This window comes from Cyclobacteriaceae bacterium (assembly GCA_025808415.1).
Lineage (GTDB): Bacteria > Bacteroidota > Bacteroidia > Cytophagales > Cyclobacteriaceae > UBA2336.
The window spans coordinates 2,773,370-2,789,434 of record CP075525.1; the positions used below are offsets into that span (position 1 = coordinate 2,773,370).

16 protein-coding genes are annotated in these 16,065 nt (G+C 43.8%); 9 read left to right on the forward strand and 7 right to left on the reverse strand.

The window, feature by feature from the left end; all coding sequences use genetic code 11:
- Positions 1-5: 5 nt before the first annotated feature.
- Positions 6-935: a chromosome segregation protein SMC gene (locus tag KIT51_12500; GenBank protein UYN85688.1), complete on the forward strand. Its 930-nt coding sequence runs from the start codon at positions 6-8 to the stop codon at positions 933-935.
- Positions 936-945: 10 nt separating this feature from the next.
- Here KIT51_12500 and KIT51_12505 read toward each other — a convergent pair whose 3' ends face one another.
- Positions 946-2,004: a VOC family protein gene (locus KIT51_12505; protein ID UYN85689.1), complete on the reverse strand. Its 1,059-nt coding sequence runs from the start codon at positions 2,002-2,004 to the stop codon at positions 946-948.
- A gap of 82 nt (positions 2,005-2,086) precedes the next feature.
- Positions 2,087-2,686 carry a hypothetical protein gene (locus KIT51_12510; GenBank protein ID UYN85690.1) on the reverse strand — a complete coding sequence of 200 codons (600 nt, stop codon included), beginning with the start codon at positions 2,684-2,686 and terminating at the stop codon, positions 2,087-2,089.
- Positions 2,687-2,820: 134 nt separating this feature from the next.
- On the opposite strand from KIT51_12510, the gene KIT51_12515 reads away from it, so the two are divergent.
- From KIT51_12515 to priA, 8 genes are all read left to right on the forward strand, one after another.
- Complete coding sequence (locus KIT51_12515) at positions 2,821-3,201, forward strand: 30S ribosomal protein S6 (protein UYN85691.1); 381 nt, start codon at positions 2,821-2,823, stop codon at positions 3,199-3,201.
- Positions 3,198-3,449, forward strand: coding sequence for a 30S ribosomal protein S18 (gene rpsR, locus KIT51_12520; protein ID UYN85692.1), 252 nt, complete (start codon positions 3,198-3,200; stop codon positions 3,447-3,449). Before KIT51_12515 ends, rpsR begins: the two co-directional genes overlap by 4 nt.
- Before the next feature lie 27 nt (positions 3,450-3,476).
- Positions 3,477-3,920 carry a 50S ribosomal protein L9 gene (rplI, locus tag KIT51_12525; protein UYN85693.1) on the forward strand — a complete coding sequence of 148 codons (444 nt, stop codon included), beginning with the start codon at positions 3,477-3,479 and terminating at the stop codon, positions 3,918-3,920.
- An 89-nt stretch (positions 3,921-4,009) separates the two neighbouring features.
- Positions 4,010-5,017: a GSCFA domain-containing protein gene (locus tag KIT51_12530; GenBank protein UYN85694.1), complete on the forward strand. Its 1,008-nt coding sequence runs from the start codon at positions 4,010-4,012 to the stop codon at positions 5,015-5,017.
- Positions 5,014-5,589 (forward strand): DUF1287 domain-containing protein, encoded by a 576-nt coding sequence (locus KIT51_12535; GenBank protein ID UYN85695.1) that lies wholly within the window; start codon positions 5,014-5,016, stop codon positions 5,587-5,589. The genes KIT51_12530 and KIT51_12535 overlap by 4 nt, the downstream gene beginning before the upstream one ends.
- Positions 5,589-7,619 carry a thioredoxin domain-containing protein gene (locus KIT51_12540; protein UYN85696.1) on the forward strand — a complete coding sequence of 677 codons (2,031 nt, stop codon included), beginning with the start codon at positions 5,589-5,591 and terminating at the stop codon, positions 7,617-7,619. The genes KIT51_12535 and KIT51_12540 overlap by 1 nt, the downstream gene beginning before the upstream one ends.
- 237 nt (positions 7,620-7,856) lie before the next feature.
- Complete coding sequence (locus KIT51_12545) at positions 7,857-8,261, forward strand: type II toxin-antitoxin system VapC family toxin (protein ID UYN85697.1); 405 nt, start codon at positions 7,857-7,859, stop codon at positions 8,259-8,261.
- A 4-nt stretch (positions 8,262-8,265) separates the two neighbouring features.
- On the forward strand, positions 8,266-10,764 hold the full coding sequence (priA, locus tag KIT51_12550) for a primosomal protein N' (GenBank protein ID UYN85698.1): 2,499 nt from the start codon (positions 8,266-8,268) through the stop codon (positions 10,762-10,764).
- Between the two features lie 4 nt (positions 10,765-10,768).
- Here the strand turns inward: priA and KIT51_12555 are convergent, their stop codons facing one another.
- The 5 genes from KIT51_12555 to dnaG form a co-directional block, all read right to left on the reverse strand.
- Positions 10,769-11,347, reverse strand: coding sequence for a hypothetical protein (locus tag KIT51_12555; protein UYN85699.1), 579 nt, complete (start codon positions 11,345-11,347; stop codon positions 10,769-10,771).
- Between the two features lie 31 nt (positions 11,348-11,378).
- Positions 11,379-12,158, reverse strand: coding sequence for a 5'/3'-nucleotidase SurE (surE, locus tag KIT51_12560; GenBank protein UYN85700.1), 780 nt, complete (start codon positions 12,156-12,158; stop codon positions 11,379-11,381).
- Positions 12,159-12,229: 71 nt separating this feature from the next.
- Complete coding sequence (locus KIT51_12565) at positions 12,230-12,832, reverse strand: hypothetical protein (protein ID UYN85701.1); 603 nt, start codon at positions 12,830-12,832, stop codon at positions 12,230-12,232.
- Positions 12,832-14,049, reverse strand: coding sequence for a bifunctional 3,4-dihydroxy-2-butanone-4-phosphate synthase/GTP cyclohydrolase II (locus tag KIT51_12570; protein UYN85702.1), 1,218 nt, complete (start codon positions 14,047-14,049; stop codon positions 12,832-12,834). The genes KIT51_12565 and KIT51_12570 overlap by 1 nt, the downstream gene beginning before the upstream one ends.
- Before the next feature lie 63 nt (positions 14,050-14,112).
- A complete protein-coding gene (gene dnaG, locus KIT51_12575) occupies positions 14,113-16,059 on the reverse strand; it encodes a DNA primase (GenBank protein UYN85703.1) in 1,947 nt (648 codons plus the stop codon).
- Between the last annotated feature and the right edge of the window lie 6 nt (positions 16,060-16,065).

A 16,065-nucleotide genomic window follows, 5' to 3' on the forward strand; every position in this document is an offset into this window, starting at 1 on the left:
TTCGTATGGCTGAACCTGTAAAAAACGAGCAACCGGAAGCTTCAAAAAAATCAAATCAAAAGTATGCGATTATCATCGCTATCCTTTCCGTGATCATTGTCGTTCAGTTTGTAAGCAGCTATTTCAATAAGCAGGAACGCGACCAGTTGCGCGTAGAGAAATCTTCTACCGAAGAACAACTAGCCACCACCATGCAGCGCCTGGATGAAATCAGCACCGAATTAGACCAACGTATAGCCGAGATAAAACGCCTCGGTGGCGACATCAGTGAACTAACCAAGGCCAAGGAAGAGATTGAGAATGAATTGAAAAGAACACGCAGGGCAAACGGACAGGTAATAAAAGAACTTAAAGATAAGGTTGAAGGCTATGAACTCCTGCTGAAAAATAAAGATGAGGAGATTGAACGCCTTAAAAACGTAAACAAGCAATTGCTCACTGAAAACACTACCTTAAAAGTTCAAAAAAATATACTGGGCGATTCTATTAACCGCCTTACACAAACCAAAGAAGAACTGGCCGGCAAAGTAAACCTGGCTTCTCAGCTTAAGGCAGAGAACATCCGAATTGTAGCCGTAAATGACAGGGGCAAAGAACGGGAATCACCTTTCCGGAACCGTCAGGTAGGGAATATTAAAATTGAATTTAACCTGGCCGAAAATAACGTGGCCCCTATTGAAGGCAAGAAAATCATGATTCGTATTGTTGACCAAAATGGGCAGGTACTATTTGATGTGGCCCGCGGTTCGGGCACTTTCATCTACAATAACAAGGAAGAGTTTTACACAGCCGCCCAGGAAATATTGTTTGACAATACACGCCAGAAACTCACCTACCTCTATGACAAGGGTTCAGATTATGCACCGGGCACCTATACGCTTGAAGTGTATTGCGATGATTATAAAATGGGGAGCGGGCAGTTTTCAGTAAAATAAAAAACAGGTATTAATCCTTAACGCGGTTAACAGCCAACATGCCCAGCATCCAATTCGGAAGGGGTTTTTCCATGGGCCTGTTTTTGATATCCAGAAACCAGCCTAACTTTTCAACAATGGGTATCTTATGTGTTTCAACAAACTCAATTAATGTACCGTCACGGTCCTCAATGTATGAAAAGTGTCCTGCAGCCTTACCCATATCGAATGAGTTGCTGCTATCAACCGTAAATGAATTGCCAACTTCGGTACAACGCTTCCCCAGGTTTTTCATGCCCCGTATATCAAAGCACACATGGATAAAGCCCAAGTCGCCCCAGTTGCGGCTTTCATAAATTTTACTGGGCTTCCGGTCTTTCACTTCTACCAATTCAATCTCGGTTGAACCCAGGAGGTTTCCGAATGCTCCCTTACATGGTGCATGGGCTTTGAGTAATACCCTCCGGAATGACGATTGGCCACCAGCCACACCTTTTAAATCGGCAAAGTTCCCGGTAACATCGTACGCAACGGAGTTGTGGCCTAAAATATTTTTATACAGCCCAACCGACTGATTAATGTCCGACACCCCAATGGTTACGCCAGACACACCTCCATTCGGAAACGACTTCCGTTTAAACCAACTGTCACTCTCGATGATTTCAAAAATATTGTTGTAAGGATCGGCAACATAAAAATGCATACGGCCATCCGGGCATTGTGCTGGCCCTGTAAGTACGTTTGCGTTCTTGCTTTTTAAAAAATCATAAGCCTTTACAACATTACTGGATTTAAGTTTTACGGCATAAACACCGGTATCGCCCAGTTGTGGAATAAAAGAAGCCGCCTGGGGCTCTTTTGATGTATACTGCCATATCTCGAAACCTCCCCCGCCCTGCAGGTTCATAGCCAATATGGCATAACGGCTCTCGGCAATGCCTGAGGTATAACGTGTCATCAGTGATGCTTGTGCCGAATCTTTGAAAATAGGCACGTCAAACCCAAAATGTTTACGGTACCAGGCCCATGCCTCCTCAGCATCTTTAACACCAATTCCAACCTGTTGAATTCCACTAACAATATAATCCATGAGGCAAGATAAAAATTTTTTTAAATCAGCTCGTGTTTGTTTTTTTTCAATATTGGCTTCTCTGCAGAAGCCAGCGATTTTACTAATCCGTGCGCAAAACTATTTCGTAGTTCTTAATGCTGTTATCCATAACCGCACGCTGCAATTTACCTTCCTTAAAAAAATACTTGTTGCGCTCACCACGCACATTTACTTCGTAATACGATTTTTTTACAAAGGCCACAGGTGCCATCAAACCATTACCATCGGCCAAAACGGAGCTGACATGAGTGGGTTCATCAAAGAAAAAACGCATTACATTAAAGTTGATAGGCGATCCTATAACACCATCATGCTTATACTTATACATATCAACCTTTACAACATATTGCCTGTTATCCCAGATCACCGAAGAACTGAAATCGCCCCGATTGGAGCGGGTTTTTACGGTGGAAGACAGCAGCTTGTTACGGTGGTAAACTGCTGTTTGGACATGATGTACATTGACCTTCATAAATAACCAAAAGCTCACCTTGCTTTCAATGTAGTAATGAGTTAGGGTGTCAATGGTCTTTCGGGTTGCCGTCAGTTCCCCTATTTTAAGTCCCGCCAGTTCTATTGAAAAATGTTTTACCTCGGTATTCGCATATACCCATACAGCCGAAAACAAGCATGCCGAAAAAAATAGCGTCCTTAACACCATGGTTGATCACCGTTTTAGCTCAAAATGGCCCAAAAACAGAGTATTTTAAGACAAAAGAACTTTAAAACCCGATTTTTTCATTTCGGGGCCATTTTCTATCTTTGCACCCTCATTTTAAACACAACTAAACAATTATGAACAATTACGAGACAGTATTCATTTTGAATCCCGTTTTGTCTGAAGAACAGATGAAGGATACTGTCGAAAAGTTCGTGAACGTGTTAAAGAAAGGCAATGCCCAGATTTTAAACATCGAGCATTGGGGTCTTCGCAAACTGGCATATCCCATCCAGAAAAAGTCGACCGGCTTCTATAACCTCATCGAATTTTCGGCATCTCCCGAACTGATCAACACGCTCGAAACGGAGTACAGACGCGATGAATCGGTGATGCGCTTTTTGACCATCACCCTTGACAAAAATGCCCTTACGTACAACGAAAGAAGACGCAAAGGAGAATTCAACAAAAACAACCGTAAACCGGTACGTAAAACTGAGGAGGAGCTTGCCAAATGACATTACAGAACGAACCTATCAAGCGGGTTGAATTAAAACCCAAGTACTGCCGCTTTAAGAAAAACGGCATCAAGTACATCGACTATAAAGATCCTGACTTCCTGTTGAAGTTTATTAACGAGCAGGGTAAAATTTTACCCCGCAGGCTTACCGGTACCAGCTGGAAATTCCAGAAGAAAGTTTCGCAAGCTGTAAAGCGCGCACGCCACATGGCTATTCTTCCGTACACCGGTGATTCTTTAAAGTAATTGTCGAACTGATAAACTGATCCGAAGATGGAAGTAATATTAAAACAAGATGTACAAGGTCTTGGCTATAAGAATGACACTGTTAAGGTAAAAGCAGGTTACGGTCGTAACTTCCTTATACCTAACGGACTTGCATTAATTGCCAACGACTCCAACAAGCGCCAGGTAGCGGAGAACATCCGCCAGATGGCCCATAAGGCTGCCAAACTTAAGCAAGATGCTGAAGCACTTGCCGCGAAAATTGGTGACTTAACCATTGAACTGAAAACCAAAGCCGGTGAAAGCGGTAAAATTTTTGGAGCGGTTACAGCCGTTCAGGTTGCCGATATTTTAAAGGCCAAAGGTTTTGAAGTGGACCGTAAAAAAGTTCATTTCAAGGAACAGCCCAAGCAACTGGGTTCTTATACCGCTACACTTGATCTACACAAAGAAGTGAAGCACGAACTCAAAATAAATGTAGTAGCTGAATAAGCTATGCAATCTTTTAAAAAGCCCCGCCACCACGGGGCTTTTTTGTTTTATAGATTTTTTGTAGCTGATGTGCAAATCCTTCATTGAAAATGTATCTTGAAGGCATCACCGCCATAGTTATGCAAAATTTTCGTACAGAAGTTGAGGTTGAGAAATCGAAAAAACAACTATCGATTCATGATCCTGTACTAACCCTTGGGTCCTGCTTTGCCGATACTATGGGTGAGCAATTGATAAGTTCAAAGTTCCGTGTTTTGAAAAATCCATTTGGAACTGTTTACAACCCAATATCACTACATAAGTTACTCAACTTTTCAAGTACCCATGCTCAACCTGAACCTAATTCATTCATTGAAAACAATGGCATCTTTTTAAATTACGATTTCCATTCAGGCTTGTCGGCTTTATCTCAACACGAATTAAAAGACATGCTTAAGGAAAGAATTGTACAAACACACAACTTTTTGAAATCTGCAAAATGGTTAATGATTACCTACGGCACCGCATGGATTTATACAAGAAAAGATTCCGGTGAACCCGTATCGAATTGTCATAAGCTCCCTTCCCACCTCTTCGAAAAAAAGTTAATCACGCAAAAACGAATACTCGATTCATTTGAAGAAACGTATGAACAACTGAAATCCGTTAACCCCAATCTTCAAATCATACTCACGGTTAGCCCTGTACGGCATGTAAAAGACACCCTGGAATTAAATAGCGTAAGCAAATCCACCTTGCGCATCGCGTGTAATACACTCACCGAACAGCATGCTGACGTGCACTACTTCCCTTCTTATGAAATTATGCTGGATGACTTACGTGATTACCGCTTTTACAAATCCGACATGATCCACCCCTCTTCCGATGCTGAGGCGTATATCTGGGAAAAATTCACTCAGGCTTATTTCGATGCGGAAACCCTCACCTTCCTGGAAAAATGGAAAAAAATACAATCCGGTTTAAAGCACAAACCGTTTCATGTGACTTCTCCGGCACACCAGGCATTCCTGAAAGAGCTGATGTCCCAATTAAATGAAGTCAAATCTACAGTATCCGTTGACGAAGAACTTGCCTGGGTAAAAAACCAACTTGTATGAACCAACTGCTCAGAGCCTTGCTGCTATTGTATGGTGTAGGCGCATATGCTCAAGCTACAGAACATACATTGGCTAATGCTGCCGTTGCTTTAACAAACGACCGGGTTATTTACGATCCCTCCTATTTTAAAATTGATTATCCGGGAGGCGATGTGCCGGCCGATCGCGGGGTGTGTACCGATGTCATCATCCGCGCATACCGCAAATTGGGTATTGATCTTCAGGTTGAAGTTCACCGTGACATGGCGGCTCATTTCAACCATTATCCTAAAAACTGGAGTTTAACCAAACCTGATAAAAATATTGATCACCGAAGAGTGCCCAACCTGATGGTATTTTTTGCACGGCACGGTATAACAAAACCCATTACTAAGAACCCCTCTGATTATTTACCCGGTGATATCGTTGCCTGGAATCTGAGAGGAAACCTAACCCATATCGGAATTGTTATCCATCAGAAATCTAATGACGGCCTTCGCAATCTGATTGTTCATAATATCGGAAATGGCCAGGAGATTTCCGACTGTCTTTTTAGTTACAAAATCATCGGGCACTATTCATACCCCAAGTAATGGACAGTACTTCTAAACCCAACCCCCCAAACCAGCTTATTCATGCCACCTCGCCTTATCTGCTCCAGCATGCCTACAACCCGGTAGACTGGCACGAATGGGGAAACCTGGCTTTGCAAAAGGCGAAAGTGGAAGATAAGCCTATTTTGGTGAGCATTGGTTATTCCTCGTGCCATTGGTGCCACGTTATGGAGCGAGAATGTTTCGAGAACGAAGACCTCGCTGCCCTGATGAACGACTATTTCATTTGCATAAAAGTAGATCGCGAAGAACGTCCGGACATTGATCAGATTTATATGGATGCGGTACAAGCCATGGGCATCAATGGCGGGTGGCCACTCAATGTTTTTTTAACGCCTGACCAAAAACCATTTTATGGCGGCACCTATTTTCCGCCCAAAGCCTGGGCGCAAATACTTCAAAACATTCACCAGGCATGGCGTAACCGAAAAGAGGAGATAATTGCTTCTTCTGAAGATTTAACCAGACACATTTCAAAAAGTGATATTACCAAATTCATTACAACCAACCCAAAACCAAATTCTGAGAAAATCTTATCCACCATTTACCAAAACTTTGAGAGCAGATTTGACACGGCCTGGGGCGGAATGGAGAAGGCGCCAAAGTTCATTATGCCCTCCCTATGGTTATGGCTTTTGCGTTACCATCAGGTCACTAAACACGAACAGGCACTCTCACACATCAATCTTACCTTAACCAAAATCATTCAGGGTGGAATTTACGACCAGGTAGGCGGTGGCTTTGCGCGATACTCTGTAGATAATGAGTGGTTTGCCCCCCATTTCGAAAAGATGCTTTACGACAATGCACAACTATTGAGTTTGTATTCAGAGGCCTTTAAGCTTACCCGAAATGAAGCTTACAAACGTGTTGCGTACGAAACCTTCAACTGGCTTCAACGCGAAATGAGACATCCGGAGGGTGGATTTTATTCAGCCATAGATGCCGACAGTGAAGGGGTTGAAGGGAAATTTTATTGTTTTACAAAATCAGAACTTACCGGGCTTCTGGGAGTTGATGCAGCGTTGCTCTGCGAATTTTATGGTGTAACCGAATCGGGTAATTGGGAGCATGGCATGAACATTCTTCATCAACGCGTGGAAGAAGAAAATTTCTTGAGCAGGAATAATCTGGACAAAGAAAACTGGCATCACTTACTTTACAAAGCAAAAGTAACGTTACTGCAAGCTCGTGAATCGCGTATACGACCTGGATTAGATGATAAAATTCTCACGGGTTGGAATGCGATGATGATTGCGGGGCTGATTGATGCTTATCATGCTTTTACTGAGGAGCGTTTTCTTCATAGTGCCCAAACCAACATAGATTTCCTTGAACGAAACCTGATGGATGGTTCTGTTTGTTACCGCTCCTTTAAAGGTAAACGAGCACCCACGGAAGGGTTTCTGGAAGACTATGCTTTTCTCATACAAGCATACATCAAACTTTATCAGGCCGATTTCAATGAACAATGGCTACAAAAGGCATCGGCCATAGTGGAATACGTCATTAAAAATTTCTATGACGAAACCGATGGGCTATTCTTTTATTCCAGTCTGAAAGCCGAAAAACTGATCACCCGAAAGAAAGAAATTTTCGATAATGTAATCCCTTCGTCCAACAGCGTGATGACCATCAATCTTCTACAACTGTGTACTTTTCTCGACACTACGGAATGGAAGCAATTGGCGGAACGTATGGTGAATAACGTTGCTGAACTTATTCAGAAAGAACCTAACTACATGTCGCATTGGGGGATTGCCCTGATGGAAAGTATTTCGGGCTACGCAGAAGTTGTACTCGTAGGACCAGATGCCATCATCCATAAAAATGAACTCCAAAAACATTTTTTACCATTCGCCCTATTTATGGGCGCAGTAGGCCACAGCAACCTTCCGTTAGTGAAAGATAAAAAGGCCATAGGAAACCAAACCACCTTTTACGTTTGCCGGGATAAGTCGTGTAAGCAACCTGTTTTTACCCTTCCTGAGGCATTGAAATTAATTTAAATTTGCTCTGATTTTTTTATACCTTTTCAACTTATATTTCTGTATGAAAACTATCACCATTCAATTACGGCATAGCAAAGCATTAAAAATATTGAAGGATTTGGAAGATGCAGATCTTATAAAATTGGTTTCTGATCAAACTAGGAAGAAAAGTAGTCTATCGAAATCCTTAAGAGGCACTATATCGATAAAAAAATCAAATGAATTAAGAAATCAGCTTGAATTAATGAGGTCAGGATGGAACAGAAATACCTTATAGATACTAATGTTTTCATAGATTATCTGGCCGCTAAGCTTCCAGTTGAGTCCTTAAATTTTATTGATCAAGTTCTGGATGTGCAATTCTACATTTCAATCATAAATAAAATAGAACTACTTGGCTTTAAGAATATAACTCCTAAAGAAGAAAAAATATTTAAAGTTATTGTTGATTCTGCATCAATAATTCATCTGGATGAACTTATAGCCAATAAAACAATTGAATTACGAAAAAAGTATGCTATAAAACTTCCTGACAGTATTATTGCGGCATCTGCAATTTCGTATGGATGCAAACTATTAACAAGCAATCACACAGACTTCTCAAAAATTGCAGGCCTTAAAATAATTAATCCTGCAAATCCGGGTAAAGCACTTTCATGATACAATGGATGAGCTTTTTCCTGACTCCCGCACAACCCTGTTCGCAGAAGTCCTGCTTCCGGTACCTATTGCAAAACGGTTTACCTATCGCGTACCCTTCGACTGGAATGATAAAGTACTGGTAGGGCAACGCACCATTGTACAGTTTGGTGACCGGAGAATTTTGACCGGTATTATTGCCTCCCTGTATGAAACGCCCCCAACCGAATACGAAGCCAAATACCTGCTTGACCTGCTTGATGAAGAACCAATCATCCATGCCCATCAGTTACGCTTTTATGAATGGATGGCCGATTATTACATGTGCACCACGGGCGAAGTATTGAATGCGGCCTTGCCATCGGGGCTAAAGCTCTCCAGTGAGTCGATGGTACAACTTCATCCTGCCTTCGATTGGGAAACAACGTTGTTTGAATTTTCTGAAAAAGAAACCATGCTGCTAAAGCATTTGGCTTCAAAACCAATGTCGTATACAGAAGTAGCCTCTTTGTTGGGCATAAAAAGCATTTACAGTATTCTGAAATCCTTAACCGGTAAGGAATCCATCATCCTGTTCGAAGAGGTTAAAGAAAAGTTCAAACCGAAAAAAGAAAAATACCTACGACTAACAACCAGACTGCTGGATCACAAAGCCCTGGAGCAAGTGTTTTCAGAACTTGTCAGTAAACCGAAACAAGAAGCTATTTTACTGAAATACTTGCAGGATATTCCCGTGCTTCATGACCCTGTCACAAACAGAAAGGGCATCCGTAAAAATCAGTTGATGTTGCCGGAGTTCTCAGCATCGGCCTTAAACACCCTTATTAAAAACAACATACTGGAAGAGTTTGAAGTTATCGTTTCCAGGTTTAACCTGGGTACGGAGGAAGAACTTCCTGATGTAAACCTGAGCGATGAACAGCTTGTTGCGCAACAATCCATCTTTCAACAATTTGAAAAGCACAATACGGTATTGTTTCATGGTATTACCGGCAGCGGAAAAACCGAAGTGTACATAAACCTGATTAAACGTGCACTCGAAAGCGGCTCACAGGTGCTGTACCTGTTACCTGAAATCGCACTCACCACACAAATCGTTCAGCGTCTTCGGAAAATGTTCGGTGAATCCATGGGTGTTTATCATTCGCGCTTTTCCGATAACGAGCGCGTTGAAGTATGGAACGGTGTGCTGAACGGGCGGTTTAAATTTGTGGTAGGCGTTCGCTCTTCTATCTTTCTTCCGTTCGATAATCTCGGGCTTATCATCGTGGATGAAGAACACGATACCTCCTACAAACAACAGGAGCCTGCACCTCGCTACCATGCACGCGATGCAGCGTTGATGATGGCCCACAACCACCATTCAAAAATTATCCTGGGATCGGCAACTCCTTCCATGGAATCTTACCACCTGGCGCATACCGGTAAATACGGCTTGGTCGAATTGCATAAGCGCTATGGAGATGCCAGGCTTCCTGAGGTGATCCTGGCAAACATGATGGCCGAACGAAAGCAAAAAACAACGCGTGGTGATTTTTCAGGCACCGTGCTTAGGGCCATTGGTGCCTCGCTCGCAGAAAAAGAACAAGTGATTATTTTTCAGAACCGCAGAGGCTACTCCCCCATACTCGATTGCGAGGATTGCGGTTGGGTGCCTAAGTGTATTAACTGTGCTGTCAGCTTAACCTACCATCAATTCAAGCATTCGCTCATATGTCATTATTGTGGTTATAAAGAGCCACTCCCCTCTTCTTGCCCTTCCTGTTCATCAAAACGATTGCGAACCATGGGCTATGGAACTGAGAAGTTGGAAGAAGAGTTGAAACTGTATTTTCCGGAAGCACACATTCAACGGATGGATTTGGATACCACGCGTTCCAAAACCAGTTACGAAACTATTATTGAGCAATTTGAAAAGGGTGATACGGATATTTTAGTAGGTACACAAATGGTAACCAAGGGGCTTGACTTTGATAAAGTAAGTTTAGTTGGTGTTTTTAATGCCGATCGAATGATGCACTTCCCGGATTTTCGATCGTATGAACGCGCATTCCAACTCATTACCCAGGTGAGTGGACGGGCAGGCAGGCGGGAAAAGCCCGGCAAAGTAGTCATTCAAACATCTTCACCCGATCATCCTGTACTGAACTATGTACTGAACCAGCGCATGCGAGAATTTTATGCCCAGGAATTAACCGACAGACAGAACCACCTATACCCACCTTTCAGCCGCCTAATCGAAATTACAGTCAAGCACATCGATAAAAAAATTACCGTAGAAGCGGCCCGTGTATTGTGGGAACAGATCACACAAAATATTAAAGGAATAAAAGTGCTGGGGCCAGGCGAACCGATGATTTCAAGGATCAGGAATCAGTACCTGATGAACCTGTTGGTTAAAATACCACGCGACTCAGGAAACCTCGCTCAAATCAAACAACTCCTGGCTTCTGTCATCGGTAATGCCCTTCACGATAAACCCTTCCGCAATACACGCGTGATTATCGATGTAGATCCTGTTTAAAAAACTATTCCAAAGGTTTATAAAGCTCAATGCGGGTCAGCACAAGGCCACCGGGCAAATCCGCCAGTGCAATATCTGCGCCTTCGGTAAGTGTTAACAAGTGCTTTTCTTCAAAAACAAAAGTTATGTTGGGAAGTTCTTTCACACCAATATGAAGTACGCCCGCATCAGGCACCCAAATATCTTCAACAGTATAATACCGCTTCAGGTCGGCCAGGTTGCTGGTTTGCGGGCTGATCCCTTTTTCGGTTGCAAAGGGAGGCGTGAATACGGTAATGGCAATAATGTTACCATAGCCAACCTGAACACCCAGGCTATACTCACTGTACTCGGCCAAACGGATAAGGTATTGACCACCCTCATCTTCTTCATCATAAACCGTTTGCATTTCGGCCACCGGCAAGTTGGCTTCCACCAGATCGAGCGAGCCGCCCAGGCTTATATTTCCAATACCATCACTGGAGATTTTGTACATGACCTCATTATCATACGCGGAATTCAGGTCATTTTGGGATGATTCATTTTTCGTTGAGCATGAAAAAATCAATAGCAGTAAACCAATAATAAAGAGGGCCCTGATCATGGTGTTTAAGTTTAGAAAACTAAAATAATGATTACTGGAGTATATCCCAATCCTCATTAAGTACAGGAATGGCCTGATGTGCCGTTAAATCAAACTGGCAAGGAACAACAGAGATGTAGTTGTTCGCAATAGCCCATTCATCATTGTCTTCACCCTTGTCAAAGTTCACAAAGTTGCCGGTCATCCAGTAATAACTCCTGCCGTTCGGATCATGCCGTTGCAAAAATTCCTCCACCCATTTGGCATTTGCCTGGCGGCAGATGCGCACACCTTTAATGGATTCATTCCGCTTAGGAGGAAAATTAACGTTTAGCGCAACACCTTTTGGCAAGCCTTTGGTCAACACTTGTTGGGTTATGGATTTTACATAGGCTTCTGTGTGCGAAAAATCGGCATCGTGTGAGTAATCGCACAATGAAAAACCAATGGAAGGCGTTCCTTCTATGGCGCCTTCTATGGCAGCCGACATTGTACCGGAATATAAAACGCTAATGGAGGTATTGCTGCCGTGGTTGATACCACTCACCACAACATCGGGCTGGCGTTTGTCCTTAAGGACAAAGTGACGGGCCATTTTCACGCAATCCGCTGGCGTGCCCGAACACTCAAAGGCTGTGATGCCCTCAAAAATCCGGTTCTTTTCGAGGCGTAAAGTTTCCCCCACGGTAATGGCATGGCCCATACCTGATTGCGGGCCATCCGGAGCCACCACCAATACCTCACCTATATCTTTCATCACGTTAATCAGCGTGCGGATTCCTTTGGAGGTAATGCCATCATCATTCGTAACCAGAATAAGGGGCTTTTTCATAGCTGCAAGTAAAACTAAAAATAGCTTAAATAAGAAGGGTGCAAGCTAATACTTGCTTTGTTATTCTGAAATCAGAATAGGGAGTTGTAATACGAAACAGTTTTGGCAAAATCATAACGGTCTTCGATCTTCAACCGGTTTGCTTTCATGTAGCGGTCAACATTGTCGGCTTTGTTGCCCATAAGCCTTAGCAGGTCGCCACGTTTGCCCAGAAACTCGTTGATATTTCCCCGCTCATCCATCAAAAAATATTTGTACACCAACACCAACCGTGTATACGAGCCGTAAAAGTAAGGCGAATTGTACGTTCGGTACTCCAATGCCTCGCGCACGAGCAGGGTCATTTTACCGTCTTCCAGCAACTCAAAAAAAACCGGGGTTTTATAATTTCCGGTTGCGGCATACGGCAATGCAAAAAAATTACGGTAACGCTTTTCGGTGTTGTCAAAAATTTCAAAAAACAAAACTTTGCGTGCCGTGTATGCCTCAACTTGTGTGCGTTGGTCGTTAAACTGGACCAGGTCCTGCTGCAGATCATATTTCACTAAACCCTTTAGTGTATCGCCAGTTTCCAGCACAATTTTTCCTTCGTGCCACAACTCGAAAGGCCATTGCTGCGCGGCAACCCATTGGTATGAAAGAATAAAAAAAAGTATGCTTACTGATCGTTTCATTACTGCTTTAAGATAGAATGCCCCAACTTATCGCGCTTGGTAGCCAGGTACTTCGCATTGTGCGGATTGGGTGAAATCTCGATCGGGACATTGTCCACAATCTCCAGCCCGTACCCCATCAAACCAACACGCTTCTTAGGGTTATTCGTAATCAGCCTGATCTTGGTTACATCCAAATCGCGCAAAATCTGTGCACCTACTCCGTAATCGCGCTCGTCCATGTCAAACCCCAATTGCAGATTGGCCTCCACGGTATCCATGCCTTCTTCCTGCAGTTTGTAGGCCTTTAGTTTATTCAACAGCCCTATTCCCCTGCCCTCCTGCTTCATGTATAATACAACGCCCTTTCCTTCACGCTCAACCATTTGCATGGCATGGTGTAATTGTGGGCCGCAATCGCACCGGCACGACCCAAAAATATCACCCGTAACACACGATGAGTGCACACGTACTAATACGGGCTCATCGGTTGCCCAGGTACCTTTAACCAACGCCATGTGTGTCTCTTGCGTATTCGTTTGCTGAAAGGCAATCAATTTGAAATCGCCATAAGCTGTAGGCATATCCACTTCAACTTCGCGGCTGATCAGTGATTCTTTCCGTATCCTGTATTCGATCAAGTCTTTGATAGATACCAACTTTAAGTTAAAGCGTTCAGCAACTTTTTTAAGATCAGGCAGACGGGCCATGGAACCGTCTTCGTTCATTATCTCCACCAGCACTCCGCCTGGTTTAAAGCCGGCCAGCCGCGCAAAGTCAATCGCAGCTTCGGTATGCCCAGCCCTGCGTAACACACCGCCCCGCTTGGCGCGAAGCGGGAAAATATGTCCCGGTCTGCCCAAATCCTCGGGTCGGGTTTCAGGGTCAACCAAGGCACGTATGGTTTTAAAACGGTCGTGCGCTGAAATACCGGTGGTGCACCCGTGGCCAATAAGATCAACTGAAACCGTAAAGGGCGTTTCGTAAGTGGCAGTGTTTTTTCCAACCATCAAATCAAGCTGCAGTTCATCGCACCGGTCTTCAATCAACGAGGCGCATATTAAACCACGGCCATGCGTGGCCATAAAATTTACGATCTCGGGGGTTACACATTCGGCCGCACAAATAAAATCCCCTTCATTTTCACGGTCCTCGTCATCTACCACTATGATAACTTTGCCATTCTTAATATCGTCAATGGCCTGTTCTATCGAATCTAATTTAATTGGCGCTTCCATTATCCGTTCTCGCGTTAAACTTTATAACAAGTATTTGAAACAACTATTACAGCACTTATGTTCCTATCCTTTTGATACCACAATCCCTAAAATACCGGCCAACTCTTTCTCTGCACCTTTCAATTGGGCATGCACCGCCAGGTGCTTATCCAGCACAGCATCATCTTTTATCCCTTTCATTTCCTTCAGGTTGTCTTCCATCATTTTCTGGATCAGGCGAAACTTCAAGCGCAACACATTCGACATGGCCACATCATGCATCACTTCCTTTTCATGCGGAAAATAGATATGAAATTTCTCGCTCCAGTGTGGTGAGGTTTCATAACGTGAGGTCATGAGGTCTGCCACAGCCCGTTTTACGCTATCGGAGCCATTTTCCAAAAAATAAAAATTGTCGATACGCGTTGCTGCATCAGCACCGTTCCGGAAGGCCTCAAAAATTTCCTTGTACACCGGGTTGGTAAATTCTATATCGTCCAACTCACCCAACAAAAAATCAATCACCTTCTGGTCATCGCCAACACCATTTTCGGCATAGTTCAACAACAACCTTATCGTTTCGCGTTCCTGCATCTGCACCATGGCGAGCGGATCGGTTTTTGAAGCTTGAGCAACCTCTTCAAGGATGTCCGGAAGAGGCTCCTGCCCTGCTTCGCGGTCGCGTTCCTGGTCGCGTTTCCTTCGCTCCTGGATGATGATCTTGTTTAGTTCCGTAAGCAATACGGATTCCTGTATCTTCAGTAAATCGCTGGTTTCTTTAATGTAAACCGAACGTTTTATCGGGTCAGGTATTAAAGCGATGCTGGTCACGATTTCACGGATGGCTTCTGCCCGTTTAATCGGGTCGCGTGAAGCATCACCGGAAAGCAAATCAATTTTAAAGGAAATGAAATCGCGCGTTCGGTTTTTCAGGTATTGCTGAAAGTCCGTGCTGCCCATTTTTTTTGAGTAGCTGTCCGGGTCTTCCCCATCGGGCAACAACACCACGCGCACATTTAAGCCGCCTTTTAGAACCAGGTCTATCCCGCGTAGTGCAGCTTTAATACCGGCTGCATCACCATCAAACAGAACCGTTACATTTTCGGTGAACCTGCGCATCAGCCGGATTTGTTCTTCTGTTAAGGCCGTGCCGGAAGAAGCCACTACATTTTCAATTCCTGAAAGATGAAGGGAGATGACATCGGTGTATCCTTCAACCAAATAACAGAAATCGTATTTACGTATTTCATTTTTGGCCTGGTACAGCCCATACAGCACCTGGCTTTTGTGATAGATGTCAGTTTCGGGTGAATTGATGTATTTGGGCTGGTCTTTTTCTTTGGTGAGGATGCGTGCGCCAAAGGCAACTACTTTGCCCGACAAGTTGTGCACGGGAAAAATTACGCGTCCGCGGAAGCGATCGTAAACTTTATCATCCCCATCTTTCCCGTCATGGGCGGGCTTCTTTACTATAAGTCCGGCCTTCTCCAGTATGCTTTCGCTGAAGCCGGCCTTTAAGGCTGCATGCTCCAGGTGATTCCAGTCCCTGAGGCTATAACCCAACTCAAACTTTTCCAGTATCCGATCGTTAAAACCGCGCTCGCGGAAATAGCTTAACCCAATGCCCTTTCCTTCATCATGTTTGTGCAGCAGGTTTTTATAATAATCCTTCGCAAAATTCATGACGATATACAGACTGTCCCGCTCGCTTTGGGCGGCAACATCCTCGGGTGTACGGGCATCTTCCTTGATTTCAACACCATATTTTTTAGCGAGGAACTTTAACGCTTCTACGTAGCTCATGCCCTCATGCTCCATCACGAAGGTTATGCCATCGCCACCTTTTCCACTACTAAAATCCTTGAAAATACCCTTTGAAGGAACTACGTAAAACGAAGGTGTTTTCTCATTGGTAAACGGGCTCAAGGCCTTGTAATTCTGACCTGACCGTTTAAGAGAAACGAAGTCGCTTACCACATCCACTATATCGATGCGGTTACGGATTTCGTCTATGGTTTGGCGGGAGATCACGCGGCT

Coding starts and splice junctions, on each gene's coding strand:
- KIT51_12500 (UYN85688.1), top strand. CDS start 6: ATGGCTGAACCTGTAAAAAACGAGCAACCGGAAGCTTCAAAAAAATCA.
- KIT51_12505 (UYN85689.1), bottom strand. CDS start 2,004: ATGGATTATATTGTTAGTGGAATTCAACAGGTTGGAATTGGTGTTAAA.
- KIT51_12510 (UYN85690.1), bottom strand. CDS start 2,686: ATGGTGTTAAGGACGCTATTTTTTTCGGCATGCTTGTTTTCGGCTGTA.
- KIT51_12515 (UYN85691.1), top strand. CDS start 2,821: ATGAACAATTACGAGACAGTATTCATTTTGAATCCCGTTTTGTCTGAA.
- rpsR (UYN85692.1), top strand. CDS start 3,198: ATGACATTACAGAACGAACCTATCAAGCGGGTTGAATTAAAACCCAAG.
- rplI (UYN85693.1), top strand. CDS start 3,477: ATGGAAGTAATATTAAAACAAGATGTACAAGGTCTTGGCTATAAGAAT.
- KIT51_12530 (UYN85694.1), top strand. CDS start 4,010: ATGTATCTTGAAGGCATCACCGCCATAGTTATGCAAAATTTTCGTACA.
- KIT51_12535 (UYN85695.1), top strand. CDS start 5,014: ATGAACCAACTGCTCAGAGCCTTGCTGCTATTGTATGGTGTAGGCGCA.
- KIT51_12540 (UYN85696.1), top strand. CDS start 5,589: ATGGACAGTACTTCTAAACCCAACCCCCCAAACCAGCTTATTCATGCC.
- KIT51_12545 (UYN85697.1), top strand. CDS start 7,857: ATGGAACAGAAATACCTTATAGATACTAATGTTTTCATAGATTATCTG.
- priA (UYN85698.1), top strand. CDS start 8,266: ATGGATGAGCTTTTTCCTGACTCCCGCACAACCCTGTTCGCAGAAGTC.
- KIT51_12555 (UYN85699.1), bottom strand. CDS start 11,347: ATGATCAGGGCCCTCTTTATTATTGGTTTACTGCTATTGATTTTTTCA.
- surE (UYN85700.1), bottom strand. CDS start 12,158: ATGAAAAAGCCCCTTATTCTGGTTACGAATGATGATGGCATTACCTCC.
- KIT51_12565 (UYN85701.1), bottom strand. CDS start 12,832: ATGAAACGATCAGTAAGCATACTTTTTTTTATTCTTTCATACCAATGG.
- KIT51_12570 (UYN85702.1), bottom strand. CDS start 14,049: ATGGAAGCGCCAATTAAATTAGATTCGATAGAACAGGCCATTGACGAT.